Source organism: Micromonospora rubida, assembly GCF_009908295.1.
GTDB classification, from domain to species: Bacteria; Actinomycetota; Actinomycetes; order Mycobacteriales; family Micromonosporaceae; genus Micromonospora; species Micromonospora rubida.
Genome location: NZ_JAAALO010000004.1, coordinates 627,173 through 653,733 on the forward strand (window position 1 = coordinate 627,173; position 26,561 = coordinate 653,733).

At 73.0% G+C, this 26,561-nt stretch carries 19 protein-coding genes; 8 read left to right on the forward strand and 11 right to left on the reverse strand.

Going from position 1 to position 26,561, the window contains the following annotated elements:
• The first annotated feature begins 25 nt into the window (after positions 1-25).
• Entirely contained in the window at positions 26-1,108 is a 1,083-nt protein-coding gene (locus tag GVV04_RS17385; RefSeq protein ID WP_161689070.1) for a polyprenyl synthetase family protein, read from the forward strand.
• A gap of 32 nt (positions 1,109-1,140) precedes the next feature.
• Here GVV04_RS17385 and GVV04_RS17390 read toward each other — a convergent pair whose 3' ends face one another.
• Positions 1,141-2,322: an MFS transporter gene (locus GVV04_RS17390; protein WP_161689071.1), complete on the reverse strand. Its 1,182-nt coding sequence runs from the start codon at positions 2,320-2,322 to the stop codon at positions 1,141-1,143.
• A 154-nt stretch (positions 2,323-2,476) separates the two neighbouring features.
• Between GVV04_RS17390 and GVV04_RS17395 the strand changes: the two genes are divergently transcribed.
• From GVV04_RS17395 to GVV04_RS17405, 3 genes are all read left to right on the forward strand, one after another.
• Complete coding sequence (locus GVV04_RS17395; RefSeq protein WP_161689072.1) at positions 2,477-3,259, forward strand: IclR family transcriptional regulator; 783 nt, start codon at positions 2,477-2,479, stop codon at positions 3,257-3,259.
• Between the two features lie 108 nt (positions 3,260-3,367).
• Positions 3,368-3,862, forward strand: a complete 495-nt coding sequence (locus tag GVV04_RS17400) for a sigma-70 family RNA polymerase sigma factor (RefSeq protein ID WP_235966370.1) — start codon at positions 3,368-3,370, stop codon at positions 3,860-3,862.
• Positions 3,859-4,560, forward strand: a complete 702-nt coding sequence (locus GVV04_RS17405; RefSeq protein WP_161689073.1) for an anti-sigma factor family protein — start codon at positions 3,859-3,861, stop codon at positions 4,558-4,560. The genes GVV04_RS17400 and GVV04_RS17405 overlap by 4 nt, the downstream gene beginning before the upstream one ends.
• A gap of 69 nt (positions 4,561-4,629) precedes the next feature.
• Here GVV04_RS17405 and rarD read toward each other — a convergent pair whose 3' ends face one another.
• The 4 genes from rarD to eccE all read right to left on the reverse strand — a co-directional run bounded on the left by rarD (position 4,630) and on the right by eccE (position 8,422).
• Entirely contained in the window at positions 4,630-5,571 is a 942-nt protein-coding gene (gene rarD / locus GVV04_RS17410; RefSeq protein ID WP_161689074.1) for an EamA family transporter RarD, read from the reverse strand.
• Positions 5,568-6,056 (reverse strand): GNAT family N-acetyltransferase, encoded by a 489-nt coding sequence (locus GVV04_RS17415; RefSeq protein ID WP_161689075.1) that lies wholly within the window; start codon positions 6,054-6,056, stop codon positions 5,568-5,570. Before GVV04_RS17415 ends, rarD begins: the two co-directional genes overlap by 4 nt.
• 70 nt (positions 6,057-6,126) lie before the next feature.
• Complete coding sequence (locus tag GVV04_RS17420) at positions 6,127-6,513, reverse strand: phage holin family protein (protein WP_161689076.1); 387 nt, start codon at positions 6,511-6,513, stop codon at positions 6,127-6,129.
• 76 nt (positions 6,514-6,589) lie between these two features.
• Positions 6,590-8,422, reverse strand: a complete 1,833-nt coding sequence (gene eccE / locus GVV04_RS17425; RefSeq protein ID WP_328822428.1) for a type VII secretion protein EccE — start codon at positions 8,420-8,422, stop codon at positions 6,590-6,592.
• 284 nt (positions 8,423-8,706) lie between these two features.
• On the opposite strand from eccE, the gene GVV04_RS33180 reads away from it, so the two are divergent.
• Positions 8,707-9,024 carry a WXG100 family type VII secretion target gene (locus GVV04_RS33180; protein ID WP_161689435.1) on the forward strand — a complete coding sequence of 106 codons (318 nt, stop codon included), beginning with the start codon at positions 8,707-8,709 and terminating at the stop codon, positions 9,022-9,024.
• 26 nt (positions 9,025-9,050) lie between these two features.
• Positions 9,051-9,344: a WXG100 family type VII secretion target gene (locus tag GVV04_RS17435; RefSeq protein ID WP_161689077.1), complete on the forward strand. Its 294-nt coding sequence runs from the start codon at positions 9,051-9,053 to the stop codon at positions 9,342-9,344.
• A 120-nt stretch (positions 9,345-9,464) separates the two neighbouring features.
• Here GVV04_RS17435 and mycP read toward each other — a convergent pair whose 3' ends face one another.
• On the reverse strand, positions 9,465-10,796 hold the full coding sequence (gene mycP, locus GVV04_RS17440) for a type VII secretion-associated serine protease mycosin (RefSeq protein ID WP_235966247.1): 1,332 nt from the start codon (positions 10,794-10,796) through the stop codon (positions 9,465-9,467).
• Positions 10,797-10,948: 152 nt separating this feature from the next.
• Between mycP and GVV04_RS34395 the strand changes: the two genes are divergently transcribed.
• Entirely contained in the window at positions 10,949-14,428 is a 3,480-nt protein-coding gene (locus GVV04_RS34395; RefSeq protein ID WP_161689078.1) for an SseB family protein, read from the forward strand.
• A complete protein-coding gene (locus GVV04_RS17450; RefSeq protein WP_161689437.1) occupies positions 14,425-14,790 on the forward strand; it encodes a hypothetical protein in 366 nt (121 codons plus the stop codon). The genes GVV04_RS34395 and GVV04_RS17450 overlap by 4 nt, the downstream gene beginning before the upstream one ends.
• 63 nt (positions 14,791-14,853) lie before the next feature.
• Here the strand turns inward: GVV04_RS17450 and GVV04_RS17455 are convergent, their stop codons facing one another.
• The 5 genes from GVV04_RS17455 to acs form a co-directional block, all read right to left on the reverse strand.
• Positions 14,854-15,786: an alpha/beta fold hydrolase gene (locus tag GVV04_RS17455; RefSeq protein ID WP_161689079.1), complete on the reverse strand. Its 933-nt coding sequence runs from the start codon at positions 15,784-15,786 to the stop codon at positions 14,854-14,856.
• A gap of 132 nt (positions 15,787-15,918) precedes the next feature.
• Positions 15,919-18,339, reverse strand: coding sequence for an immune inhibitor A domain-containing protein (locus GVV04_RS17460; protein ID WP_161689438.1), 2,421 nt, complete (start codon positions 18,337-18,339; stop codon positions 15,919-15,921).
• 316 nt (positions 18,340-18,655) lie between these two features.
• On the reverse strand, positions 18,656-20,959 hold the full coding sequence (locus GVV04_RS17465) for an immune inhibitor A domain-containing protein (protein WP_201753583.1): 2,304 nt from the start codon (positions 20,957-20,959) through the stop codon (positions 18,656-18,658).
• 354 nt (positions 20,960-21,313) lie between these two features.
• Entirely contained in the window at positions 21,314-24,106 is a 2,793-nt protein-coding gene (locus tag GVV04_RS17470) for an immune inhibitor A domain-containing protein (RefSeq protein WP_161689081.1), read from the reverse strand.
• A 267-nt stretch (positions 24,107-24,373) separates the two neighbouring features.
• Complete coding sequence (gene acs / locus GVV04_RS17475) at positions 24,374-26,338, reverse strand: acetate--CoA ligase (protein ID WP_161689082.1); 1,965 nt, start codon at positions 26,336-26,338, stop codon at positions 24,374-24,376.
• Between the last annotated feature and the right edge of the window lie 223 nt (positions 26,339-26,561).

The following is a 26,561-nucleotide window of genomic DNA, read 5'->3' on the forward strand; positions in this document are numbered from 1 at the left end:
CCGGAGCAGGTCGAATGGGTGTGGCATGGTGGATAGCGTGGTGATTTCGGCTGGCGAGCGTTCAGGTGGCACCGGCTCCGCTCGGCGGAGTCGGGATAGCGCCGGTCAGTTCGGCGCGCTCGGTCTGCAACTGGCCGATTCCCGCGTCGAGGCGTCCGTGCTGGGCCTGCTGGAGTCCGTCGAGGCGGAGCTGCGGGCCGCGGTGGCGAGCGCCGACCCGTTGGTGACCGAGGCCGCCCGGCACCTGGTGGACGCCGGCGGGAAGCGGTTCCGTCCGCTGCTGGTCGCCCTGGGCGCCCAGTTCGGCGACCCGACGAGCCCGCAGGTCGTCCACGCCGCCGTGGTGGTGGAGCTCACCCACCTGGCGACGCTGTACCACGACGACGTGATGGACGAGGCCGCCATGCGCCGGGGTGCGCCGAGCGCCAACTCGCGCTGGACGAACTCGGTGGCGATCCTGGTCGGCGACTACCTGTTCGCCCGCGCCGCAGACCTCGCGGCCGACCTGGGCACCGAGGCGGTGCGCCTACAGGCGCGCACATTCGCCCGGCTGGTGCACGGCCAGATCGCCGAGACGGTCGGCCCCCGGGACGGGCAGGACCCGGTCGACCACTACCTGTACGTGATCGCGGGGAAGACCGGCTCGCTGATCGCCACCTCGGCCCGGTTCGGCGGCATGTTCGGCGAGGCGCCCATCGAGCACACCGAGGCCCTGGCCAAATACGGCGAGACCATCGGCGTGGCCTTCCAGCTCTCCGACGACCTGCTGGACATCGCCAGCGAGTCGTTGCAGTCGGGCAAGACCCCCGGCACGGACCTGCGCGAGGGGGTGCCGACGCTGCCGGTGCTCTACGCGCTCGCCTCGGACGACTCCGACGCCGCCTCGGTGCGGCTGCGGGAGATCCTGGCCACCGGCCCACTCGTCGACGACGACCTGCACGCCGAGGCCCTCGATCTGCTCCGCGAGTCCCCCGCCCTGAAGCGGGCCCGGGAGACGGTCCGCAGCTACGCCGAGGACGCGCGTGGGCAGCTCGCCCCGCTCCCGGACGGGGCGACCCGCCGGGCCCTCGAATCCCTCTGCGACTACATCGCCGACCGCACGAGCTGACCCCCGTCGGCGGGCGTCACGAGCTGACCCCGTCAGCGGGCGTGCAGCAGGCGGGCCGCTGTGAGCATCAGGGCGGCCGACCCGAGCATGGCCGTTGCCGCCGCGAGCCACATCGTCGGGTAGCCGAAGGCGGTGGCGGTCGCGCCGAGGGCCAGCGGGCCGAGGCAGCCGCCGGCGTACACCCCGGTCTGGGTGATCGAGGTGGCGGCGGCCGGGGCCTGCGGGTGCAGTTGGGCCACCGCGAAGGTCATCAGCCCGGGCCACGCCCAGCCCAGGCCGAAGCCGAGCACCACGCCCGCCACGAGCGGCACCGGCCCGGTCAGCGCCAGCAGCACCAGCCCCAGGGCGCCGACGACGAGCATGCCGGCGATGACCGCGACGTGGCCGCCGTCCCGGCGGTCGGCCAGCCAGCCGGAGCCGATCCGGGCGGCCAGGCACACCACGCTGCCGAGGGTCAGGGTCAGCCCGGCCAGGCTCGGCGAGAGCCCCCGGCCGGCGGCCGAGTCGACCAGGAAGGTGCCCAGCGCGTTCGCGGCGGCCGCCGCCAGCGTCGCGGCCACCCCGACCAGCACCAGGGCCCCCGTCGCCCCACCGGCCCGCCGGTCGCCGGTCGGCCGCCCCGGGCGGGCCTCCCCCGCCGGTACGAGCGGCAGGGCGGCCAGCGCGGCGACCGTGCCCGCCACGAAGGCCCACCGCCAGCCGACGGCCACGGCGACGGTCGGCACGGCCAGGCCGGCCAGCAGGGTGGAGAGTGGGATGGCCGCCTGCTTCACCCCGAACGACAGCCCCTGCCGGTGCGGCGGGACGTGCCGGACCAGCGCCGCGTTGCTGGCGAGCTGCCCCAGGGCGTTGGCGGCGGCGCCGAGCGCCAGCAGCCCGACCAGCACCGGGTACGACCGGGCCAACGCCGCCACGGCCAGCATGGACCCGGCGGAGAGGAGGATGCCGGCGCGGGCCACCACGGCCGGGCCGAGTCGCTCCACGAGGGCCCCGGAGGGCACCGAGGCGAGCGCGCTGACGCCGAAGTACACGGACACGACCAGGCCCAGCCCGGTCGGGGAGAAGCCCAGGTCCGCACCCATCTGCACGGCGAGGCCACCGACCAGGAAGACCGGCAGGACGCAGGCGACGGTGGTGGCGACCGCCCCCGCACCGGCCCGGAGGGGACGGCGGGCTGCGGCTGGGGACGCGGGGTGCGGGGCGGTACGGGTCATGGTCCCGCAAACCTACGCGAGCCCACCTCGGACAACTCACCGTGTCGCTCGGCGCACTGACCGTTTAGGATGATCTGGCATCGTCGATCCGAACAGGCATTTCGCCGGACGCCTGGATTTCATATGGTGTAACTCCCCGGCGGCGGAGGTGGTTGTGCGCGACCCCTTGGCGGAACCTTCGGATCTCATCCGAAGTGTGTCCCGCGCCCTACGCGTGCTCGAATCGGTCGGCCGCGCCCCGAAAGGGCTGACCGTCAAGCAGATCGCGCGACGCTGCGAGCTGACCGTGGCCACCACCTACCACCTGGTCCGCACCCTGGCGTACGAGGGCTACGTGATCCGTCGGGAGGACGGCACGTACATCGTCGGGCTGGAGATCGCCGACCGGTACCGCGAGCTGGTCACCGCGTTCCGGGGGCCGGCGCCGGTCGGCGAGTGCCTGCGGCGGGCCGCCCTGGACACCGGCTACAGCCACTACCTGGGCCGGTTCGTCGGCGGCCAGGTGGCGATCACCGCCGTCGCCGAGGGACACCGCTCGCCGTACCTGGAGGACATGGTCCCGGGTTTCGACGAGGGGGCGCACGCCACCGCGCTCGGCAAGGCCCTGCTGGCCACCCTCACCGCCGAGCAGCGCTTCCGCTACCTGCGGGAGTACGGCATGCGCCCGTTCACCAACGCCACCCTGACCAGTCCCGAGGCGTTCGAGGCGGACCTGGCGGCCGGCGACCGGCGCGGGATGCAGCTCGAACTGAGCCAGTTCCGGCAGGGCGTGGCGTGCGCCGCGGTGCTGGTCACCCCGGACAAGGACCTGGAACGCCGGATGGTGCTGGCCTGCGCGCTGCCGGCCAGCGAGATGATGACCTCCGCCCGGGTGGTCCGGGCCAAACTGCTCACCGTCGCCCGCGCCGTCGCCGACGCCGCCGCCGCCGAGGGCTGAGACGACAGGACCCCCTCCCGGGCTGGAGGGGGTCGCCGCGCGCGCCGGCGCGAAGCGCTGGACTCCCCGACACCCGAGGAGGCTGCCATCAGCGACCACGACGCCCGACTGCTGCGCGCCCTGCACGACGAGCACGCCGACGCGCTCCACGCGCACGCCCTGCGGCTGGTCAACGGCGACCGGACCCGGGCCGAGGACCTGGTGCAGGAGACGCTGCTGCGGGCCTGGCGGCACCCGGAAGCGCTCGACCCGACGCGCGGTTCGGTGCGGGCCTGGCTGTTCACCACCGCCCGGAACCTGGCCATCGACGCCTGGCGGCGGCGCTCCACGCGGGTCGGCGAGGTCTACACCGACGAGCTGCCGGAGCCCCCGGAGGCGGTCGACGAGGCGGAGCGGGCGGTGGAGGCGTGGACGGTCGCCGAGGCGCTGAACCGGCTCAGCCCGACCCACCGGGAGGTGCTGATCGAGTGCTTCTACCAGGGGCGCTCGGTGGCCGAGGCGGCGGCGCGGCTGGGCGTGCCACCCGGCACGGTCAAGTCCCGCACCCACTACGCGCTGCGTTCACTACGGCTGGCGCTGGCCGAGATGGGGGTGACCCGATGACCCGCTGCGAGTTCGCCCACGACGACGGCGCGTACCTGCTGGGTGCGCTCGCCCCCGCCGAGCGGGCCGCCTACGAGCGGCACCTGGCCGGCTGCGCCTCCTGCCGGGAGGCGGTGGCCGAGATCGCCGTGCTACCCGGGCTGCTCGGTCGGCTCGATCCGGCGGGGCTGGTGCCGTTGCTGGAGCCGGCGGCCGAGACTTCCCGGGTGGACGCGCTGCTCGCCGCCGCGCGGGACCGCCGCCGCCGTGACCGCCGGGCCGCCGGCCGCCGGTACGTCGTGACCTCGCTGGCCGCCGCCGTGCTGGCGCTGCTCGCCGGGCTCGGCGGCGCGGCCACCGTCCGGCCGGCCACCGAGGTCACCCCGACGCCGGCCCCGCAGGTGCCGATGGCCGCCATGCGGACGGTCTCCGGCACGGTGCCGGTGCACGCCGAGATCGGGCTGACCGGCACTTCGTGGGGCACCGAGGTCACCATGCGCTGCGGGTACGACCGGCGGGACGGCCACCGCGAGGCGTACACCTTCCGGCTGGTGGCGCACGGCCCGGACGGCGCGACGGAGCAGATCGGCTCCTGGCTGGCCGTCCCCGGCGACGAGCTGCGGTTCACCGGCGCCACCCACTTCACCGGCGGCGAACTGGTCCGCCTGGAACTGCTCCGCGCCGACGGCACCCCAATCCTCACCTACACCACCCGCTAACCCCCACCCCCAACCCCACCCCACCCCGCCCCCACCGCGATCTTGCGGTTGCGGCCCCGGCGAATCGGACTAACGCGGCGAACCGGGGGCCGCGAGTGCAAGATCGGTGGGGGGTGCGGCGCGGCGGGCGAGGTGGGTGCGGCGGGCGTGGCGGAGGGCGTCGGTGGTGAAGACCACCAGGGCCAGCCAGACCAGGGCGAAGCCGGCGAGGCGGGCCGGGGGCATCGGCTCGTGGAAGATCAGCACGCCGCAGCCGAGCTGGAGGATCGGCGCGACGTACTGGAGCATGCCCAGCGCCGTCAGCGGCAGCCGGTTGGCCGCCCCGGCGAAGAACAGCAGCGGGATCGCGGTCGCCGCCCCGGCCAGCACCAGCAGCGCGGTGTGCCCGGCGGAGACGTGGCCGAACTTGAGGCCGCCGGCGGTGGCGAGCCAGCCGAGGTAGCCGAGGGCGGGCAGGGCCAGCACTGCGGACTCCACGAAGAGCCCCTCCGCCGCCGGCAGCCCGAGTTGCTTCTTGACCAGCCCGTACCCGGCGAAGGTGACCGCCAGGGTGAGCGCCAGCCAGGGCAGCCGGCCGTAGTCGACGGTGAGCACGCCCACCGCCGCCGCGCCGATGCCCAGCGCCAGCCACTGGGTGGGGCGCAGCCGCTCGCGCAGCACGGTCACCCCGAGCAGCACCGACACCAGCGGGTTGATGAAGTAGCCGAGCGCGGTCTCCACCACCCGCTCGGAGTTCACCCCGTAGATGTAGGCGCCCCAGTTGACGGCGATCAGTGCTGCTGCTGCGGCGATCCCGGCCAGGGCCCGGGGGCGGCGGGCCAGCGCGCGCAGGAAGCCGATGTTGCGCAGCGCGGCGAGCAGCAGCGTCACGAACACCATCGACCAGACGACCCGGTGCGCCAGGATCTCCAGCGGCCCGGCCGGCTGGAGCAGCTTGAAGTAGAGCGGGAAGAAGCCCCAGAGCAGGTACGCGCCGAGGCCGTAGAGGTATCCGATGCGGAGCGGGGTCACGCCTCCACGGTAAGGGGTGAAGCCGCCTCCGGTTCCTTTCCGGTGAGCTGGCTCACCCGATGGTCGTACTCCATCCACCGGCCCGGGTCGACCGGGGCGAAGCCGACCTTCGCGTACACCCCGTGCGCGTCGGCGGTGGCCAGCACGATCCGTTGTACGCCGAGCTCGGCCAGGTGGTCGCGGACCGCGCCGGTCAGCCAGGTGCCCAGCCCGTGCCCCCGGGCAACCCGGTCCACATAGACGTCGCAGAGCCAGGCGAAGGTCACCCCGTCGGTGACCACCCGGGCCACGGCGACCTGGCGACCGTCCCCCGGGCGGTACACGCCGAACGGCAGCGAGCCGGCGAATGCCCGCCCCACGGTCTCCCGGTCCCGCCCGAGCGCCCAGTACGCGTCGGTGGAGAGCCAGCGGTGCACCAGGTCGAGATCGAGCCGGGCCGGGTCGGTGCTGAGTAGGTGGCCGTCGTCGCGGGTCAGAATGGTCACGCCCCGACCCTAACCCCGCGGCTGTGGCCCCTCGCCAGCCAATTCCCGGCAACTGGCCCTGACGGAACGCTCAGTCCCGGTCGAGCAGGGCGCCCAGGAGCCAGGTGACGACGCCGACGAGGAGCGCGCCGAACACCGCCTCCGGCCAGAAACCGTCCACGTGGAACGGCAGCCCGGCCTCGCCCGCGATCCAGCTCGACAGCAGGAAGAGCAGACCGTTCACCACCAGCGCGATCAGGCCCAGGGTCAGCAGGTAGAAGCCGCAGCCGACGGTCTTGATGACCGGCTGGAGCACGGCGTTCACGACGCCGAAGATCACGGCGACGAGAACCAGCGTGACGACCGCCTCGGTGGCCGAGCTCGTGTCGAGCGTGATGCCCGGGATGAGCAGGGTGGCAAGCCAGAAGGCCAGTGCCGTGCTGCCCAGCCGGATCAGTAGACCCTTCAGGAAACCCATGGCCACGGATGGTGTCATGGACCCGCCACTGACGGAACCCGTGACCGGCCAAGTGGGCTTGTGGACCAGGTGCGGTTCAGCCCCGCCCGGGCCGGCCGATCAGTTGCGACTCGATCGGGGTGGGCGAGAGCAGCGCCCAGCGCAGCGCCTGCCGGTTCACCACCGCCACCATGTCCTCCCGGATCCGGGTCAGCCAGTCCGCCGACCCGCCGAGGCCGAGCGCGGCCCCGGCGAGCGTGGCCTCGGCGGGGCTGAGCGGTTGCAGCAAGACCAGGTCCGCCCGGCTCAACGGGTCGGCGTCGGCCGGAGTGAGGTCGTCCCGAACAACCAGAGTGGACTGCCAGGCCGGCCCCGGCCCGGCGGCCGGGGCCACCGGCCCGGCGTCCACCACGAGCAGCAATGGCCGCAGCGGAGAGGCAGGGCCGCCGACCACCGGCCGGCCCGGCGGCAGCACCGGGATCGGCCCACCGGGCGTGCCGACGCCCCGGACGAACCGCTCCCACGCCTGCGGCCGGGTCGTCCGCACCGCCACCCGGGCGCCCAGCGCCATCGCCCGCAGGGTCACCAACTGGGCGGCCCGGACCCCACCGACCAGCATCAACCGGGTGCCCTCCGGCCGGAACAGGCGAATCGTCAAGGCCTCGCCGCGCCGGTTGGCGCCCACCATCAGCCCGGCCTCGCCGACCGGCAGCTCCAGCGCGTCCAGGGTGGCGGCGCCGACCGATGCGCCCGGGGCCGCCGACGCGAGCGGCAAGGTGCCGGCCAGCGCCGGGAGCTGCTGGCCGTCGAGCCGCTCCACCTCACCGCCGGCCGAGTCCACCAGCCCCCGCAGGGCCTGCGCCGCCACCGACAGCTCACCGGGCGTCCAGGCGGCCAGCCGTACGGTCAGCTCGGCCGGTGGGCCCGCGCCGTCGACGCCGGTGCGGGGGCCGACGCAGAGCGAGACCGTGGTGGCCGCCGCCGGCAGGACGAGCAGGCGGGGCACCAGCCGCCGCCCGCTGTCGGTGCGCACGTCCGGCCCGCGGCGTACCCGGAACGTGGTCTGCCGCAGCTCCCCCGTGCGCACCGTCGGCCAGGACTCCAGCACGGGGTCGCCGTCGTCGTGGTGGGCCAGGTCCGCGAGGACGCGCAGCGCGGCGTGCACGCCGAGCGTGCGGGCGGTCACCGGCCCGATCCGGCGGACGATCCGCCGGACCACGCCGGAGAGGGCGACCCGGAGGTCCTCGTCGGTCCACCCGACGACGCGCAGCGCCCGGACCGCGAGCAGCGCCCGGTCCCGCCCGGCCAGCCGCCCCTCGGTGAGCTGCCGGTACGACGTCGCCACCGTGCTGTCGCCGGCCGTGGCGGCTGGCGCGGGCGAGCCGCTGAACAGCAGCTGGAGCCGGATCGGGGGCAGCTCCGGCGAGACCGGCGGCAGCAGCGTCGACAGCGGGGGGAGGCCACGGGGGCCGTCGCCGATCAGGGCCCCCGGGTCGCCGATCTCCAACACGGCGGTCAGCCCGCCCGCGTCGTCGACCAGCGCGGCCGGGCCGCCGGCCAGCTCCGCCGCGCGCACCGCCGCGCCGGGGGAGAGCAGCTCCAGCAGGCCGTCCGGGCCGGCGGTGGGCGCCGGGGCGCGCCGCCGGCAGAGGAGGCCGACGGCGATGCCGAACCAGGTGAACAGCCAGCGGCCCCGGATCCGCACCCAGGAGCCCGCCAGCAACGCCACGGCCAGCAGCACGGCGGCCCCGGCCGCCGCCGCGCCCCGGCCGGCCGCGGCGGCGACCAGCGCCACCGCCACCTGCGAGGCGGCCACCTGGCCGACCCGCTGCGCGGCCGGCGGTCGCGGGCCGGCGGCGGGTATCCACTGTGGCGGGAGCGGCTGCCGGTGCGCCGGCTGGGCCGGGGCCGTGGTCGTGCTGGCCGTCACCGCGCCTCCCCAGCGCTCACCCGGCGACGCCGGGCGGAGCCACGGCGTCGGTGCGGCCGGTGCCGCAGCGTCATCGTATGACTCCGCCTCGGCGTAGGGGATCCGGAGTTGTCCACAGGGGAGCGGGGCGGGGTGGCAGAACTGCCACCGTACGGCTACCGTCAGCGACGAGTTCGCTGAGCCCTCACCCACCGGTGCCGCCCGCCGGCGAGGCGAGCGGCGCGTCCGACACGGGCGCGACCGACGGCCAGCCACCCAATCGAGGAGACGAGGTGACGTCCGGGGTGTCCCAGACCCAGGCAGAAGCCGCGGTGATGCAGCAGACCGCCGCGAAGTTCGAGCAGGTGGACCAGTCCCTGCAGTCCATGCTTACCGGCCTGCTGGCAGAGCTGGAGGTGTTGCAGCAGGCCTGGCGGGGTGCCGGTGGGCGTTCGTTCGAGCAGGTGAAGCAGCAGTGGTCGCAGGACCAGACGGCGTTGCAGCGGGCGCTGCGGGAGACCGCGTCCGCCATCCGCACCGCCGGCCAGCAGTACGACGCCTCCGACAGCGAGGCCGCCGGCCGGGTCGCCGGCACCAACCGCGGCATCCAGTTGCCGCTGTAGCACCTTCCCGGAAAGGGGATCATCCGATGGACCACGGTGTGCTGGTCGTCAACTTCGCCGCCCTGCACCAGGCCGGCGCGGACATCCAACGGGCGTTGAACACGCTCGACCACCAGCTCGGGCAGCTGGAACGGGACGCCGCGCCCCTGGTGGCGGGCTGGGACGGCGAGGCCCGGCAGGCGTACGAGCAGCGCCAGACCCGGTGGCAGTCCGCCTCGCAGGACCTCCAGGCGATGCTGCGCGACATCAAGCTCGCCGTCGACGACTCCGCGTCCGACTACCTCGACACCGAGAAGCGGAACGTCAACCTGTTCCAGTGAGCGAGCCGTCCCCGGCGGCGTCCGACGGCCGGGCGCCGCCGGCCCGTCCGGCTGTCCTACGGCACCGTGGTTCCGTCCGGCTCGCGGCGACACCCGGGTGTGGCGGGGTGCCGGGTGGGGTCAGGGTGCCGGCCGCCACCGCCGGCGCGAGGCCCGGGGGAGCACCACGGCCAGCAGCACCACGCCCGCCACGGCGGTGCCGGTGGCGGCGGTGACGGCCAGCGCCCGGTCCCGGGCCGCCGCGCGTCGGGCCTGCCGGGCGGCCAGGGCGGGATCGGCCCGGTCCGCCGGCAGCGCCCCGACACCACGCTTCCGGCCCGCCGGGCCCGCGCCGGTCTCGGTCACCGCCCGGTACGGGTTGAGCACCCCGGCGCCGTACCCGTCGCCCGAGCCGTCACCCGGGGCCGGGTCGGCCGTCGCGACGATCCGCTGCGACACCTGGACGGCGGTCAGTTCCGGCCGGTACTCCCGGACGAGCGCAGCGGTGGCCGCCACGAACGGGGCGGCATAGCTGGTCCCCTCGACCCGGTGGTGGCCCTGCCCGGGCGCGGCGGTCAGCACCTCGCCGCCGGGGGCGACCAGGTCGACGTACGGGCCGGCCTGCGAGAAGTCGGCCCGCCGGCCGTCGGGGCCGATCGCGCCCACGCCGAGCACCCCGTCGTACGCGGCCGGATACGGGCGGGGATCCCCGTCGTCGTGCAGGTTGCCGGCGGCGGCCACCACGACCACGTCCCGGTCCACCGCGTAGCGGACCGCCGCCCGGACGGCGGGGTGGTCGACGTACAGCACGAGGGAGAGATTGAGCACGTCGGCGTCGTGGTCGACCGCCCAGCGGATCGCCCGGGCGAAATCCGTCGCGCCGACCGTCCGCCCCGCTTCGCGTCCCTCGACGACCTGCTGCTCGCTGACCCGCACCGGCAGGATCCGGGCGCGGGGGGCGAGCCCCTGGAACGCGACGCCGGCCCGCGGCACGGCGGCGATGACGCTCGCCACGCCCGTGCCGTGCCCGGCGCAGTCCCGGCCGCCGTCGCCCCCCGGGTCGAGGAAGTCGGCCCCGTCGAGGATCCGGCCGGCCAGTTGCGGGTGCCTCCGGTCCACCCCGGAGTCGATCACCGCGACGGTGATCCCGGCCCCGGTGGCCAGGGCGGCGAGCCGCTCGGGAGCGTACCGGCGCTGGGGCCAGGGGGTGGCCGCGACGGGCCGGACGGGCGCGAGCGGGGTGGCGCACCCTGGTGTCGCCGCACCTCGGGAGCCCGCCAGGTCGAGCCTGTTCGCCGCGCCCGCCGGTTCGGCCGCGCGCGGCCCGCCTTCCTCGCCCACCGGGTCGACCGTGTTCGGCCGGTCCGTCGCTGGCCACGGGTCGGCCGTGCGCGTCGGGGTGGCGGGCAGCATGATCAGCAGGGCCGCCGCCGCGGCGGCGGCGAGGACCGCACGCGCGGTGGGCCGGGGCATCGATCGCCTCCGTATCGTGTCGGCTCCGGAACAGGATGTTAGTCCCATCCGGATCGCCCGGCGGGGCGTCGCCGGCCAGCCATTGTGATCTTGTTACCACCTTGTAGGTTGTACGCGATGCCTATGGCCTGTTCACGGGAGGAGAGGTGGCCGTGACCGACTGGGAGCCGGCTACCGAGGCCGAGGCGGCGATGCGGGATGCGCTCCGCGCCAACGACCAAGAGCTCTACTTCCGCGTGCTGGCCCGCACCGAGCTGCTGCTGCCGGTCTCCACGCAGGCACTGGCCGGGCAGGCCCCGATGGGCTGGGGGACCTGGACCACGGGCGGGCGCACGCACGTGCTGGCGTTCACCTCGTCCGCCGCGCTGCAGGCCTGCCTGGGCGGGAACCCGGCGGCCAGCCGCCGCAGCGGGTACGCCGAACTCGCCGTCGACTGGCCCAACCACGAGTGGTGGCTGGCGGTCAACCCTGGCCTGCCCATCGAGGGGTATCTTCCCGCCTGGTTCGTCTCCCAGCTGTCCCGGGGCGACGTGCGGCTGCCCGGCCGCACCATGGGTGCCCGGGCCCGCCTGGAACGCGCGGAGAACGTCGCCAGGACCCGGGCGACAGCGGTGGTTCCCGGCCGGGACGCCCCGACGTCGCCGACGCCGAGCCTGCCGGAGCCGTCGGTTGCGGGGCCGCCGCCGGGCCGCCCCACGACCGAGTCGTCCGCCGCCGAGGCGCCCACCACGTCGCTGACCACCGCCCGGCTGGCCACCGCGCCGCCGGAGTCGGTACTGCCCACGTCGGTCCCGCCCACGTCGGTCCCGACCGGGCCGTCGTACCGGTCGCCCGGCGGCGCGGGCGAGCCCGCAGCCGGCTCGCCGTACCGGGCCGGGGACGTGGCCGGCCGACCGGGTCCCGCCACGGCAGGCGGCCCGGACGGTGCCGGGGAGACGCACACCGACGCGCCGCCGTCCGGATCGGCGTGGCTGAACGTCTCCCGACGGCGGACGCCCGATGCGCCCCCCACCGGGGAGGCGGCAGCGGGTGGTGGCGGAAACGGCCGGCCCCCCGAGCCGCCGGCGCCGCCCACCCCACCAACCCCGCCCGCCTCCTTCTTCGAGCCGGCGTCCGGCCGGAGCCGGGCCGCCCGGCCGATCGGGGAGCCCCGTCGTCCCGCGGAGCGGGCCGCCCCGCCGTCCCGGTTCGCCGGGGGTGCTCAGCCCTTCCCCCGGCGGCGTCCGGCCTCGGACCCGGCCACCGAGCAACCGCCGCATGCCTTCCACCCCGCCACACCCGCGGAGCCGTCGACGGTGGCGTTCCCGCCCGCCGGTGCGGCCCCGGCCGCGTCGCAGCCCGAGCCGTTCCGCCCCGGTGGCGTCGGCTCCGAGGAGCTCACCCGGGCGTTCCGCCCCGACGGTGGCGGCCCCGAGGAGCTCACCCGGGCGTTCCGCCCCGACGGTGGCGGCTCCGAGGAGGTCACCCGGGCATTCCGACCCGGGGACGTCGGGCCCGGAGAGCGGACGCAGGCCCTGCGCATCGGTGCCGTCGGGCCCGGGGAGGTCACCCGGGCGTTCCGGCCCGGGGAGGCGACCTCACCGGCTCCCAGCGCCGAGGACCCGACCCGGGCCCTGCGTCCCGGCGGCGCGGCACCGCCGGAGCCGCCCCGGGTGTCGCCGCCGCAGGCGGAGCCGACCCAGGCGTTCCGGCCCGTCGCGCCGGGCGACGAGCCGACCCGTCCCATCGGCGTGCCCGGTGGCGTGTTGGCGGACGAGCCGACCCGTCCCCTCGGCCCGACCGGTGGGGACGAGCCGACCCGTCCCCTCGGGGCCGATGGTGCCGGGCCGGACGGTGGGCTGTCACGTCGTCGGCCCGGGGCCGGCGCCGCCCAGGCGTTCCCTCGCCCCCGCCCCGGGGCGGACGGCGAGGAGCCCACCCGGCCCCTTGCGGAGCAGCCCGTCGCCGCACCGGTCGAGGAGACGGCGGAGGAGCTGCCGACGTCGGCCGTCGAGCCGGTCTCCGGGCCGCCCGCGTCCCGCCGTTCCTTCTCGCCCATCGTCATCGAGGGCACCATCATCGAGGCGCGGGACCTGCCGGCGACCGGGCCGGCCGGTGCGCCGGGCGCCGTCCCCGGCCCGTCTCTCTTCGGCGGCAGCACCCCGGCCCCGACGTCGATGCCCGACCTCGGCGGGCTCGATCCGGTGCCCGAACTCGACCGGATCGACCCGGTCTCCGATCTTGGTTGGCCCGCGCCGCCGCCCCTCCCCGACCACGACCAGGGCTCCCCGGGCCACGGCCAGGGCGACCTCGGCCAGGGGCAGGGCGAAGCGGCGCCGCCGCTTGGTTTCCCGGCGGGGGCCGGCGTGGTTTCCGGACCGCCCGCCCCGGACGACCCGGGCCCGACTGCCGTGCTGTTCGCCCCGTCGACGCCACCCGCGTCGGACCCGTCGGCCGAGTCCCTGTTCCGCCCGGCCCTGTCCGGCCACGTCGACCCCGAGCCGGCCGTCGAGGCCGTTCCGACAGGGCCTCTGCCGGGCCCGTCGGCCGCCGGGGAGTCGGTCCTGAGGGCCACCGAGGAGCCGGACCCGGCGAGGGCCGGTGAGGAGCCGAGGGCCGGGGAGCCGGTGGCGATCCGGGAGCCGGAACAGGCGGCGTCGGCAACCCCGGCGGCCGACTTCCGGCCGGCGAACGAGGTGGAGGAGGACCTGCTCGCCGCCGCCGGCACCGGCAGCACCGACAGCTTCCTCTCCACGCTGCTGCTGGCCCGGGTGCTCCTGCCGGTGGCACCCGACTCGGCGCCCGACAGCAGGCCGGGGGACCCGGGCTTCGTCTGGCGGACCGAGCGGCTGGACGGCGAGACGTACGTCGTGGTCCACACCTCCCCGGAGCGGCTGGCCGACCACGTCGACGAGCCGGTGGAGACCGTACGGGTCAAGTTCGTCCAGCTGATCCGCTGCTGGCCCGACGACGCCTGGTCGTTCGCGGTGAACCCGAACACGTCGGTCGGCGCGAAGTTGCCCGGCGAGCAGATCGTGGCGCTGGCCAACTGGGCCGCCGAGGTGGGGCTCGGCGACGACGCCGGGAGCGAGCCGGAGCCCGAGCCGGAGCCGGCCGCCGAGGCGTCCACGGGCGCCGCCCGGCACGTCCCGCCGCCCGTGGACCCGAACCGGCCCGTGGTGATGCAGAAGGCGATCGCCCCGAGCCAGCTCACCTACTACCTGGAGCGCGGCTACGACCGGGTCTCCGGCTTCGTGCACCGGGCCAACGAGTTGGCCCACCTGAACAGCCCGGCCCAGCTGCACGACGCGCTGGGCCTCGGGTACCCGGACTCGCCGTTCTCCCGGGACGCCGCGCAGATCTACGTGCTGCGCTGGCCGGCGCACCGGCCGAGCCTCTACCGGATCCCCTACGGCGGGCAGAACGAGGGCGCCATGCGGGCCATGGAGGGCTGGGTCATGGAGCGCCCGCCGTTCCGGGGCAACGGCTTCGCCCCGGGGGACAGCAGCGACGTGGTGGCGGAGTTCAAGGTGGACAGCGCCCGGCTGCCGCACGGCGCGGAGCTGTGGCGGATCGGCGCGGACGGCACCGAGCGGGTGGTCGCGACCCTGGACACCGACGCCCTGCTCTGGAGACAGGTCGGTGAGTCCTGATGCGCGACGGTTACGTGGCCCGCTGGCGCGGGCGTGAGTACCAGGCCAGCCCGGACGATGACGATGTCCGGTTGTACCAGCCGGAGCCCGGCGACGGGTTCGAGGAGATCCGCCCCGGCCGGTACGTTCGGGTGCTCCCGGCGACCGAGATCGAAGAACTGGCGTACGTCCGGACCACCTGCACCTGGCAGGGGCAGCCGTTCATCGTGCTGGCCGAGCACGACGGCTGGCTGCGGGTGGAGTACACCGGCGGGCGTTGGCCGGTCGCCCGGGCGATGGGGCTGGAGGTCTTCGACTTCGGGGTGTATCAGGGCTGGGCCCCGGCCCGCGAGGTTGCCGACCTGCGCGAGCAGCGTCTCTGACAGCGCAGGGTGGTAGCGGGGTCACCCGGCGGTCCGAGCCGGCCGCTGACTGACCTCCGCCGGTCAGGACTTGGTCCAGCGCAGGATCTCGCCGAGCACCACGTCCCGGGCCTCGACGTGCGGGAAGTGCCCCACGTCGTCGAGCAGCCGCCACTCGTAGGGGGCCACCACGTACCGGCCGGAACCCTGGGCGGTACGCGGCAGGGAGGCGACGTCCAGTGCGCCGTGCAGTTGGAGCGTCGGGGTGATCAGGGGCTTCTGCATCAGCCGGACGAACCGGTAGCCGTGCAGCCGCAGCACCGAGCGGAACGCCCACCGGTAGCCCTCCAGCGCGCAGAACGCGGCCTGCGGGATCCGCATCGCCTCCCGGCAGCGCTCGGCGTACGCCTCGAAGTCGGGCCCGTTCACCCAGCGCGGCCCGCCCCAGCGGCGCAGCGTCTCCTCGACGGCTGCCGCGTCGTCCCGGGTGAGCACGTGCTCGTACCGGGGCAGCTGGAACTTCAGGGTCGGTGTGGATGCGGTGAACTGGCCGCGCGGGTCGGCGAAGATCGCTGCCCGCAGCCGGAGCGGGTGCGGGGCGCCGAGCACCACGAGCCGGCGGACCAGCGAGGGGTGGAACGAGGCGACGGTCCAGGCGATCATGCCGCCGGCCCCGGTGCCCACCACGGTGGCGGAACGCTCGCCGAGGCCGCGGATCAGGCCGGCGACGTCGGCGGCGAGGGTGTAGCCGTCGTACCCGCGCGGGGGTTTGTCGCTGGCGCCGTAGCCGCGCAGGTCGACCGCGACCGCCCGGAATCCCGCGTCGGCGACCGCCGGCAGGATGTCGTGCCATGCCCACCAGTGCTCGGGGAAGCCGTGCAGGAAGAGCACCATCGGGCCGGTGCCGGCCTCGACCACGTGGAAGCGGCTGCCGTTCGCGCCGACGAACCGGTGCGTCCACGGCCCCTCGGTGAGGACACAGGTCTCGTCGACGGCCCCGCCACGCTGCTCGGTCATGCCCACAGCCTAGGACCCCGCCGCGCCTGTCCGTTTCGGCGTTCCGGCTGGTCGGCTGGTTCCCCGGTGGAAAGGGCGATGCCCGGGCAGGTGAGCTGCCCGGGCATCGCGGTGGTGCGGTCGATCAGTGGATCAGGAGAAGCGGACCTTGACCGAGGTGCCCTTCTGCTCCAGCACCTTGATCTTGGTGCCGGTGGCCGGGACCTTGACGCCGTGGTTCGGCAGCTCCGAGTACCAGTACTGCTTGGTGTCGTCGAACAGCGGCTGCGCGGCCTGGCCCCGGACGTACTGGGCCTGACCGTTGATGTGCAGCGTGAACGAGTCCGCCTTCTTCAGGCTGAACGTCGCGTCGTACACCTGGACGCGGGCCCGCCACGGGTTGCCGGTCAGGTTGTAGAGCGGCTGCGGGTGCGAGTCGATGATCATGTTCCGACCCTCACCCGGGTGCTCGAACGTGTCGTTGTCCGCGAACCGGAGGTTCCAGTACGAGATCAGCAGGCCCTCCTGGTACGCGTAGTGGTCCACGTAGTCCGGGCGGGTGGTGCCGTAGCCGAAGTAGTACGGGCCGGTCTTCAGGTACTTGTCGTACGAGACGTACGTCCGGTTGCCGGCGATGTAGTAGTTGTCGAAGAGCCGGGTGTAGCTCCCCGCGACGATGCTCCAGCCCTTGGCAGCCCAGTCACCGAGGCCGGCCTCGGCGCCGTTGCTGGAGAGGGTCTGACCGTCGGCGGTCACCGTGATGTTGTCGCCGAAGAAGCCGCCCTCGGAGACTCCCCCGTCGGTGAGGTAGTGGAAGCGGAACTGCACGACCTGGCCGGCCAGCGAGTTCAGCGGGATGTTGATGTCGGTCCACTGGCCCGCGCTGCTGCCGCTGAGGGCCGGCGTCGGGTCGGTGTTCGACACCGGCGGGATCGGCGAGCCGCCCACGGTGCCGGGGAGCGCGTCCCAGGTGGCCCCGCCGTCGGTCGACGCCTCGAAGAAGAGGTAGTCGTAGCCTTCCTCGATGTCGAACCGGCCCTTGAGCGACAGCGCCGCCGAGGTCTTCCCGGTGAGGTCGATCGTCCTGGTCAGCGCGGTGTCCAGGTCGTCGTCGTTGCCGGAGAAGAACTGCTTGGTGCCCTCGAACGGCTGGCCGTAGTCGAAGGTGTACTCCCGCTGCGGGAGCACCACCACGGCGGCCTGCGGCTTGGCGGAGTTGTACTCCTGCGGGCCGAGCTCCAGGGTCTTCTTCTGGCCGGCCTTGACCACCTCGTAGTCGAGCCAGCCGAGCTGGAGCTTGTTCCAGGCGCCGAGGTCGCCGCCGCGGTCGCCGATGCCGGCGTCCTCCTTGGCGTTCAGCCGGCTCTGGGCCATCAGGGTCCAGTGCTCGTTGTTGTTGTCGCCGCCGTTGAGGTTGTTGTAGTCGTCCGGCAGGCCCAGGTCGTGCGCGTACTCGTGGTAGAAGACGCTCCGGCCGCCGTTCTCCGGCTGGATCGTGTAGTCGCGGATCCAGATGCCGGTGTTGCCGATCTGGGTGCCGCCGATCGGGAAGTTCACCGGGCCGGTGCGCGAGGTGTTGTACGCCGACCAGCGGTGGCTCCAGATGGCGTCCTCACCCTGGTGCGGGTCGCCGTCGGCCTGGTCGCCGCCGGAGTGGACGATCTGGAAGTGGTCGATGTAGCCGTCCGGCTCGTTGAAGTCGCCGTCGCCGTCGTAGTCGAACCGGTCCCACTGGTCGTAGGACTGCATGTCGGCCTTGATCTGGGCGTCGGTGCGGCCCTTGGCCTTCTGGTCGACGACCCACTGGTTGGCGGCGTCGCGGACCAGGTCCCAGGTGTTCTGGCAGTTGTTCGCCGCGCAGACCGCCGGGTCGCCCGTCGGGTCGGAGTCGGCCTTCGGGTCGTTCGAGCGGCCGTACCGGGCGGCGTTGTACTTGACCTTCACCCAGTCGGTGACCTGGCCGTCGACCGTGTACCGCCCGGAGGACTGGGACTCGTAGTACTGCTTGACCGACTCGTCGCCCTGCCCGGTGCCGAAGTACAGCTTGCGGAAGTAGTCCGCGCTGTAGTCCGCCTGCCACACGGTCGAGTTGTCCACCGCCCGGTTGGGCTGGGGGATCTGGTTGCGCTGCGGCCCGTCGAAGGTGGTCGGACCCGCGATGGTCGGGTTCGTGTCCTTGTCCGGGTATGCCGGGTCCCGGTCGTCGCCGAACTCTGCCAGGATCACGAAGATCTTGTCGGTCTGCTCCCGGGCCAGCTCGACGTACTGGTCCTGCTGGCCGGCCTTGGCGTTCCGGGCGCCGACGGACGCTGCCGCGCTGCCGGCGGTCTCGCCGACCTTGACGACGGTGCTGCCGTTGATCTTCTGCGCCTTGGCCCGGCCGGAGAGGACCTCGCTGAGTCCCTCCTGACGAAGCGTGCGGCGCTTGTCCTCGAACTTGTCCGGCAGATCGTGATCCGCTGGGGCCTCGACGGCCGACGGGGCGGTCGCCGGGAGCTTCGGAGCCGGCGCGGCGCTGGCGGACGTGCCGACCACCAGTCCCGTCGCCGTCAACGAAAGCCCGAGCAGACCCACTGCGACTTTCCGCACGTGGTACCTCCGGTGTGAGGGAACCGGCCCAACGGGGGTACGGGCCGGCAAAGAGGCCCCACTAGGGGACCAATGGTGAACATAGAGTCTCCCGGGACGGGTGGGAAGACGCATACGTCGATTTGTTGCAAACTTTCGTCGGGAATGCGTTCCACCGTCACACCCTTGGCGTTCCCCGAACGGCTGAACAGCGCGGACGTGGGGTCAGGAATTGCAGTCACATATTTCGATCTATAGACATCTGTGCAGACTGAAGGGGCCGGCGGCGTCGCCGCCACCGGCCCCTTCATCGATCATTGGATCAATTGCTGACAAGCAGGACCATGTTGTCGGTTGCCTTCTTGCCCTGCGTCACGATCGTGATCTTGGTGCCGCTGCCGGCCACCTTCACCGAGTTCTGCGGGTTGCCGGCCGTCCAGTAGCGGTCGGCCTGGCTGTCGTTGAACACCGGGTTCGGGTTGAGCTTCGGCACGGTGACCGCCACCCCGTTGAGGTGGAAGGTCTGCGCCGGCTTGACGAACCAGCTGAACGTGCCGTCGTAGCCGTTGCGCCGGTTGGTGATGGCGCGGTCGCCCACCTTGATCTGGCCCGGACGGACGTCGACCGGCAGGTTGAAGCCGTAGCCCGGGTGCTGCGAGGTGTTGTTGTCGCCGTACGCGTAGTTCACGTACCAGACCAGCAGGCCGGGCTGGTTCGAGAACCGCTCCACCCAGTTCGGGCGGGTGTTGGCGAACCCGTAGTTGTACCCGCCGGTGCGCAGCGTGTCGTCGTACCCGAGGTAGGTCCGGTTCTCCGCGATGTAGAAGCGGGGGTACGAGTCGGTGACCGAGCCGCCCATCCGGGTGAAGCCCCTGGCGGTCCACGCCGGGTCCAGCGTCTCCGCGCTGTCGGTCCAGGCGGCGGTGCCGCCCTTGACCAGCGAGATGTTGTCCAGGAACGCGCCGGCCAGGTGCACGCCGCCGTCGCTCTGGTAGCGGTAGCGGAACTGCACGGTCTGCCCGGCGTACGCGGACAGGTCGTAGGTCAGGTCGACCCAGTTGCCGTCGCTGGAGCCGTCGACCCCGGTCTCGCCGGCGTCGATGATCGAGTTGCTCAGCGGCGCCCAGGTGGCGCCACCGTTGGTGGACACCTCGGCGTACAGGTAGTCGTAGTCCTCTTCGATGTCGTACCAGGCCTTCGCGGTGATCGACGCGGACGTCGTACCGGTCAGGTCCAGCTGACGGGTCAGCGTGGTGTTCAGGTCGTCGGCGCTGCCGCCCCACCACTCGTTGGCACCCGCGAACGGGGTGTTGTACGAGGTGGTCTGGGTCTGCGGGGGCAGGTTCACCACGACCGCCTGGGCCTTCGGCCCGTCGCTGTCACCGGCCGGGCCGATCGGCAGGATGGTGTTGCCCTTGCCGTACTCGACCGTCGAGTAGTTCAGCCAGCCGAGGAAGAGCTTCGACCACGGGTCCATGTAGCCCGGCGTCGAGCCGATGTCGTCGGTGCCGCGGCTCAGCCACGAACCCGAGGCCATCAGGCTCCAGAAGCCCACCCCGTTGTCGCCGCCGTTGGTGTCGTACAGGTCCGGCAGGCCGAGGTCGTGGCCGTACTCGTGCGCGAAGACGCCGAGGCCGCCGTTCTCCGGCTCCGTGGTGTAGTCACGGATCCACATGCCGGTGTTGCCGATCTGCACGCCGCCGGACAGGTTCCCCGCCGGGCCGGCGCTGCCGGCCAGGTTCGGGAACGCGGCCCACCGGTGCGACCAGATGGCGTCCTCGCCCTCGGCGCCGCCGCCGGCCTCCTCGCCCTCGCCCGCGTGCACCGCCTGGAAGTGGTCGACGTAGCCGTCCGGCTCGTTGAAGTCGCCGTCGCCGTCGAAGTCGTACCGGTCCCAGATGTCGAACTGCTTGAGGTAGTCCTTGATCTGCTGCGGCGTCTTGCCCGCGGCCACCTGGGAGTCGTACCAGGACGTGGAGCTGTCCTTGACGAAGTTCCAGTAGCCGTCGGCCTCGGAGATGGCGTTGCTGCCGTACCGGGCCTCGTTGTAGGGGACGGTGACCCAGTCGCTCACGTCGCCGTTGACCGTGTAGCGGCCCCCGGACTGCTTGAGGTAGAAGTCCCGGAACGACTCGCCCGCGCCGTAGAACATGTTCATGTAGTGGGCCCGGTTGAAGTCGGGCCGCCACAGGGTGCTGTTGTCGTCGGTGGCGCCGCCGTCCCAGTTGCGGTCCGGCGCGGCGATCTGGTTCACCTGCGGGCCGGCGGTCCCGCCGGTGCGCGGGTCGGTCTGGTTACCGAACTGGACCAGCATGGTGAAGATCGGATCGGTCTTCGGGGCCTGTTGGTACTCGACGAACTTGTCGTTCTTGACCTGAATGACCTTGGAACCGTTGCGGGTCTGGAGCTTGACCTTGCCCTGGACCAGGTCGGCGATGGCCTGCTTGCGGACCTCCTGGTGCTGATCCGCCTTGGCGTCGGGAAGGCTGTCCCTGCCGTGCTTCGCCTTCTCGGCGCCCGGGGTCGGCTCCGCCGCCGGGGCGGCGGACGCCGGTGCCGTGACGACGCCGGCCGCCAGCAGCGCGGCCGTGGCTGCGGCCAGGCCCGCCGTGACTCGTCTCCTCAAAGATCCTCCTCCATTATGGACTGTTACATGACAGACGCGACCGGGGTCGGCGCTTGTCATGGGTGTGTCTGCCACCCTCGCAGAGGAGTCGGTCGTTGTCACTGGCCGGTGGGCGCGAGCAGCCGAGGAGGACGCCCGGCAAAGGTCGGCAAACCGGGGCCAATGGGCGACGTGATGCGACGTCACATCACATTACGGTTTGGCCACGATCACTTGGCGTGTCAAGGGCCGCGAGGGTTCCGTCGATGGAACGCCGCCCGCCTGGAACCACCCGGACCTGCGACGCAGGCGGGGCCCGCCCGGAGCGATGTGCTCCGGACGGGCCCCGCCCGATGTTCAGACGCGCCTGAAGGGTCAGGGCCGCGCCGAGGTGACCCGCACCGAGGCCACCGAGTTGTCCGACGTCGCCTGCTTGACCGTGAGCGTGACGCCGAAGTTCACGTTCTGGCTGGCGGGGTTGCCGTTGCCCAGCACGATCGCCCCGCCGCCCAGCACGACGCCGTAGAACGACCGGGCCGGCGAACCGTCCGGGTTGACCACCCGGGTGGTGTACGGCGCGTTGCCCCGAGACGGCAGCACCACGGAGGCGTCGTTGTCCCGGGCGTACGGCGACCCGTCGCGCATCTCGATGCCCGGGTACCAGCCCTTGGCGTCGGTGAAGCCCGACACCGCCGGCTGCGCGGGGAAGCTCGTGCAGTACTCGCTGTACGGCTCGCCCGCCGCCTCAAGGCACTCGGTGAACGGCTTCGTCTTCTTCAAGCCGAACGCCGCGTTCGCCGACTGGGGCCGGCTGGGCAGGTTGTCCAGCACCGACGGGTCCTTCTCGGCCGCCGTGCCCTGCCGCCGGTACGGGTCGAAGTGCGAGTCGACGATCAGCAGACCACCCTTCGCGCCGTAGCTCGGCAGGGCGGTCATCTGCCCGGTCACGTGGTTGACGTCGCCGAGCGCGGTGTCCCGGTACCAGACCAGCATGCCCGGGGCGTTGTAGGAGATCCGGTCGACCTTCCACGCCTCGTGCGAGTACACCGTGTCGTACGTGTACTTCAGGCCCTTGTCGAAGCCGTCGAAGTTGCGCCACTCGGCCAGGTAGAAGTGCGCCCGCCGCTCGGTGCCCGTGTTGACGTTCCAGCCCGCGCCGGTGGTGTCGGTGAACGTGCCGCCGGTGGCGGTCCAGCCGTTCGCGCCGCCCTCGACGTCGTCGCTCCAGGTGGTGGCCCCGCCGCCGGTGACCGAGAAGTCGTCGGCGAACCAGCCGCGCTCCACGAACGCCTCGTCGGTGGCCTGGCGCAGCCGGAGCTGCACGGTCTGGCCCGCGTACGCCGACAGGTCGACGTAGTCGTGCCGCCAGCCGCCGGTGGAACCGGTCAGGCCGTACTTCTTGTTGCCGAAGTCGGCCATCCGGCCGTTCGGGTCGGCGTAGTTGTCATCGGTGGTGACCAGCGCGCCGGCGGCGTCGTAGACCTTCTGCTCAGTCCAGGTCGCCCCGCCGTCGGTGGACAGCTCGACGAAGCCGTAGTCCCAGTCCTCCTCGATGACGTAGTTGTTCCACATCCAGAACTTCGAGTCGGCCGCCGAGGGCACGCTCACGGTGCGGGACAGCTTGACGTCGGCCCAGTTCTGGTCGGCCCCGCTGTGCCACATCTTCGTGCCGCTGTGCGGCGTGGCGAGGGTGATCACCTTGTCCGGCAGGTCGACCTTGATGCCGTCCGCCGTGCCGACCGGGGTACGTGAGGTCTGCCCGACCCGGACGACGCGCGGCGCGGAGCCGGGGGCGATGGTCTCCGGCTCGGCCCAGCCGAGCACCCACTTGTCCCAGATGCCCATGTGGGTGGGCAGCGCCTGGAAGATCTCGCCGCTGTGCGACCCGGAGGCCATCAGGTCCCAGAAGTCCACGTCGGAGTCGGCGTTGCCGGAGGTGTCGTACAGGTCCGGCAGGCCCAGGTCGTGGCCGAACTCGTGGGCGAAGACGCCGACCCCGGCGTCCTCCGGCTGCACGATGTAGTTCGCGGCCTTGAGGTTCGTGCCGGGGATCGTGTAGCCGCCGGGGACGGTGGACGAGTGCGCCCAGACCGCGTAGGTGCCCTCGGCGCCGCCGCCACGGGACTTGCCCTGGCCGGCGTGCACCAGCACCAGGTGGTCGATCACGCCGTCCGGCTCGAGCAGGTTGCCGTCGCCGTCCCGGTCGGCCTGGTCCTCGATGTCGTAGTCGGCCCAGGGGAAGCTCGGGTCCATCGCGGCGAGGGCGTCGATGGCGTCCGTGGCGAGCCGGCCCGCCCCGGCCGGGTTGTCCGGGTGGCCGTTCATCGCCTGCTCGCGGCCGGCGACCCAGTTGCCGTTCGCGTCCTGGAAGCAGCGGGAGGCGGCGTACCAGCCCTCCGAGTGCGGCACGGTGATCCACGGGCTGGCCTGCCCGTCAACCGTGTACGCGTTCTTGGACATCTCGAGGTACATGTTGTGCATGGTGCGGCCGGCGAGGTTGACGCCCGGCCTGCCGTCCGGCCCGGTCAGGTCCGGGCGGACCCGCTCGGTGATGCCCCTCTTCGTGTAGAGCATCTTGTCGTAGTGGGTCGGGGAGAAGTCCGGCACCCACATCGAGTTGTTGTCCTCGTGCGGCAGGTTCGCCGGGTTCGGGATGTTGTTGTGCTTCGGCCCGTTCTGCACGGTGCCGGGGACGCAGGTCCGGTCCTCGAACACCGTCTTCGGGACCATCACGCCGGTGAAGTCGTCGTTGGCCTGGTCGTTGAACTCGACCAGCAGGGTGAGCAGCTTGGCGGTCTGGGTGCTCGGGGCCTGCTTGATCTTCCGGGGGCTCTTGCCGGTCTGGACCGACTTGGCCTCCAGCTTCGCCAGCTGCTTCGCGGTCGTCGGGTTGCCGGCGGCGAACTTGCGGTCGTACGCCCGGGACTCGTTCGCCGCGGGGGTGTAGACCCCGTCGGCGCCCTTGACCTCCTTGCCGCTGGTGGCCGGCTGCACCTCGGGCTCGGCGTAGTTGATGTAGTACTCGTCCGCCCCGATCGTGGCTGGGGCTGGGCGGGACGTCTCGGCCGACGCGGTTCCGGTCACGGTCAGTGCCGTGGCCGCGAGGGCGATGGCGGGCAGCGCGACGAGTAGTCGTCGGCGTGACCCGGTGCGCGGATTGATGTGCATACCGCTCCGTTCTCGGGGCGTGGGGAAGGACACCGGCCGGTTCGACGCACAGTGACATGGGTCGAATCGACCGGTGCGGCTGAACCTAGAGGAGAACGGAGTCTTCCGACAGGGGGGTGTCCATCCCTGTGTCCGTTCAGGCCGGTAGGCCCTCCGCCGACCGTCTGAGCGGGACGGTTGGGTGGCGTGCTGTCGACGTACCCCGGAAAAACAGCGGTGGGTGACGGTCCGCGCGGACCGCCACCCACCGAGGGGGTACGCCTGCCGTTAGTCCTCGTCGGACTTGCCGCCGCCCATCCCCGAGGAGATCAGCTCCATCACCGAGGAGTCCTGGAGGGTGGTCACGTCGCCCAGCGACCGGTTCTCCGCCACGTCCCGCAGCAGCCGGCGCATGATCTTGCCGGAGCGGGTCTTCGGCAGCTCCGCCACCAGCAGGATCTGCCGCGGCTTCGCGATCGGGCCGAGGGTCTTCGCCACGTGGTTGCGCAGCTCGGCGATGAGCTTCTCGCCCGCCTCGCCGGCCGTGTCGGTGGTGCCGCGCGGGATGGCGAACGCCACGATCGCCTGGCCGGTGGTCGGGTCGGTCGCGCCCACCACGGCCGCCTCCGCCACCGACGGGTGCGACACCAGCGCCGACTCGACCTCGGTGGTGGAGATGTTGTGGCCCGACACCAGCATCACGTCGTCCACCCGGCCCAGCAGCCAGATGTGCCCGTCGTCGTCCTTCTTCGCCCCGTCCCCGGCGAAGTACATGCCCTCGAACCGGGACCAGTACGTCTCGACGAACCGGTTGTCGTCGCCCCAGATGGTGCGCAGCATCGACGGCCACGGCTCGCGCAGCACCAGGTACCCGCCGCCGCCGTTCGGCACCGACTGGCCCTGGTCGTCCACCACGTCGGCCACGATGCCGGGCAGCGGGGTCATCGCCGAGCCAGGCTTGGTCTCGGTGACGCCGGGCAGCGGAGAGATCATGATCGCGCCGGTCTCGGTCTGCCACCAGGTGTCCACGACCGGCAGCTCGCCCCCGCCGACGTGCTGCCGGTACCACATCCACGCCTCGGGGTTGATCGGCTCGCCGACGCTGCCCAGCAGCCGCAGCGAGGACAGGTCGAAGCCGGCGGGGATGTCATCGCCCCACTTCATCATCGTCCGGATCAGCGTCGGGGCGGTGTAGAGGATGCTGACCTGGTACTTGTCGACGATCTCCCAGAACCGGCCCTTGTGCGGGGTGTCCGGGGTGCCCTCGTACATGACCTGGGTGGCGCCGTTGGCCAGCGGGCCGTACACGATGTAGGAGTGGCCGGTTACCCAGCCGATGTCGGCGGTGCACCAGTAGACGTCCGTCTCCGGCTTCAGGTCGAACACCGCGTGCGCCGTGTACGACACCTGGGTCAGGTACCCGCCCGTGGTGTGCAGGATGCCCTTCGGCCGGGCCGTGGTGCCGCTGGTGTAGAGGATGAACAGCGGGTGCTCGGCGTCGAACGGCTCCGCGGCGTGCTCGGTCGACGCCTGCTCCACCGTCTGGTGCCACCACAGGTCCTTGGCCGTCCAGGCGACCTCCTCGCCGGTGCGGCGGACCACCAGCACGTGCTCCACCGACGGGCAGTTCGCGACCGCCTCGTCCACCGTCGGCTTCAGCGCCGACGGCTTGCCCCGGCGGTAGCCGCCGTCGGCGGTGATCACCACCTTGGCGGTGGCGTCCTGGATCCGGTTGGTCAGCGCGTCGGCGGAGAAGCCGCCGAAGACCACGCTGTGGGTGGCGCCGATCCGGGCGCAGGCCAGCATCGCCACCGCCGCCTCCGGGACCATCGGCAGGTAGATCGCCACCCGGTCGCCGGCGGTCACGCCCAGCTCGGTCAGCGCGTTGGCCGCCTGGCAGGTCATCCGGTGCAGGTCGGCGTACGTGATGGTGCGCGTGTCGCCCGGCTCGCCCTCCCAGTGGATGGCCACCCGGTCGCCCAGGCCCGCCTCCACATGCCGGTCCAGGCAGTTGTACGCCACGTTGAGCCGGCCGCCGACGAACCACTTCGCGAACGGCGGGTTCGACCAGTCGAGCACCTGGTCCCACTGCTTCGCCCAGGCCAGCCGCCCGGCCTGCTCCGCCCAGAAGGCGAGCCGGTCCCCGGCGGCCTCGGCGTACGCGTCGACGGTCACGTTGGCGTTCGCGGCGAGTTCAGCCGGGGGCGGGAACTGCCGGGTCTCGTTCAGCAGATTGGCCAGTGCCTCGCTCATGCCGTGACTCCCTCGTCGCATCAGTGACCTGCGTCCCATACCCCCGCAGAGGTTAGCCGGGGCGATCGACGCCCGCGACAGCTCCCGGAGCACACCCGCGCCGAGCGGCCCCCGCCGCGCGCCGAGCTGTAGGGGCGAGGTGGGCGGCGGGGCGGGACCGGGGTGTCGGGGCGAGGTGGACGGCGGCGCGGGGTCGGGGTGTCGGGTGTCGCGTTGTCGGGCG

Coding starts and splice junctions, on each gene's coding strand:
- GVV04_RS17385 (WP_161689070.1), top strand. CDS start 26: ATGGTGGATAGCGTGGTGATTTCGGCTGGCGAGCGTTCAGGTGGCACC.
- GVV04_RS17390 (WP_161689071.1), bottom strand. CDS start 2,322: ATGACCCGTACCGCCCCGCACCCCGCGTCCCCAGCCGCAGCCCGCCGT.
- GVV04_RS17405 (WP_161689073.1), top strand. CDS start 3,859: ATGACCCGCTGCGAGTTCGCCCACGACGACGGCGCGTACCTGCTGGGT.
- GVV04_RS17420 (WP_161689076.1), bottom strand. CDS start 6,513: ATGGGTTTCCTGAAGGGTCTACTGATCCGGCTGGGCAGCACGGCACTG.
- GVV04_RS17435 (WP_161689077.1), top strand. CDS start 9,051: ATGGACCACGGTGTGCTGGTCGTCAACTTCGCCGCCCTGCACCAGGCC.
- mycP (WP_235966247.1), bottom strand. CDS start 10,796: ATGCCCCGGCCCACCGCGCGTGCGGTCCTCGCCGCCGCCGCGGCGGCG.
- GVV04_RS17455 (WP_161689079.1), bottom strand. CDS start 15,786: ATGACCGAGCAGCGTGGCGGGGCCGTCGACGAGACCTGTGTCCTCACC.
- GVV04_RS17470 (WP_161689081.1), bottom strand. CDS start 24,106: ATGCACATCAATCCGCGCACCGGGTCACGCCGACGACTACTCGTCGCG.
- acs (WP_161689082.1), bottom strand. CDS start 26,338: ATGAGCGAGGCACTGGCCAATCTGCTGAACGAGACCCGGCAGTTCCCG.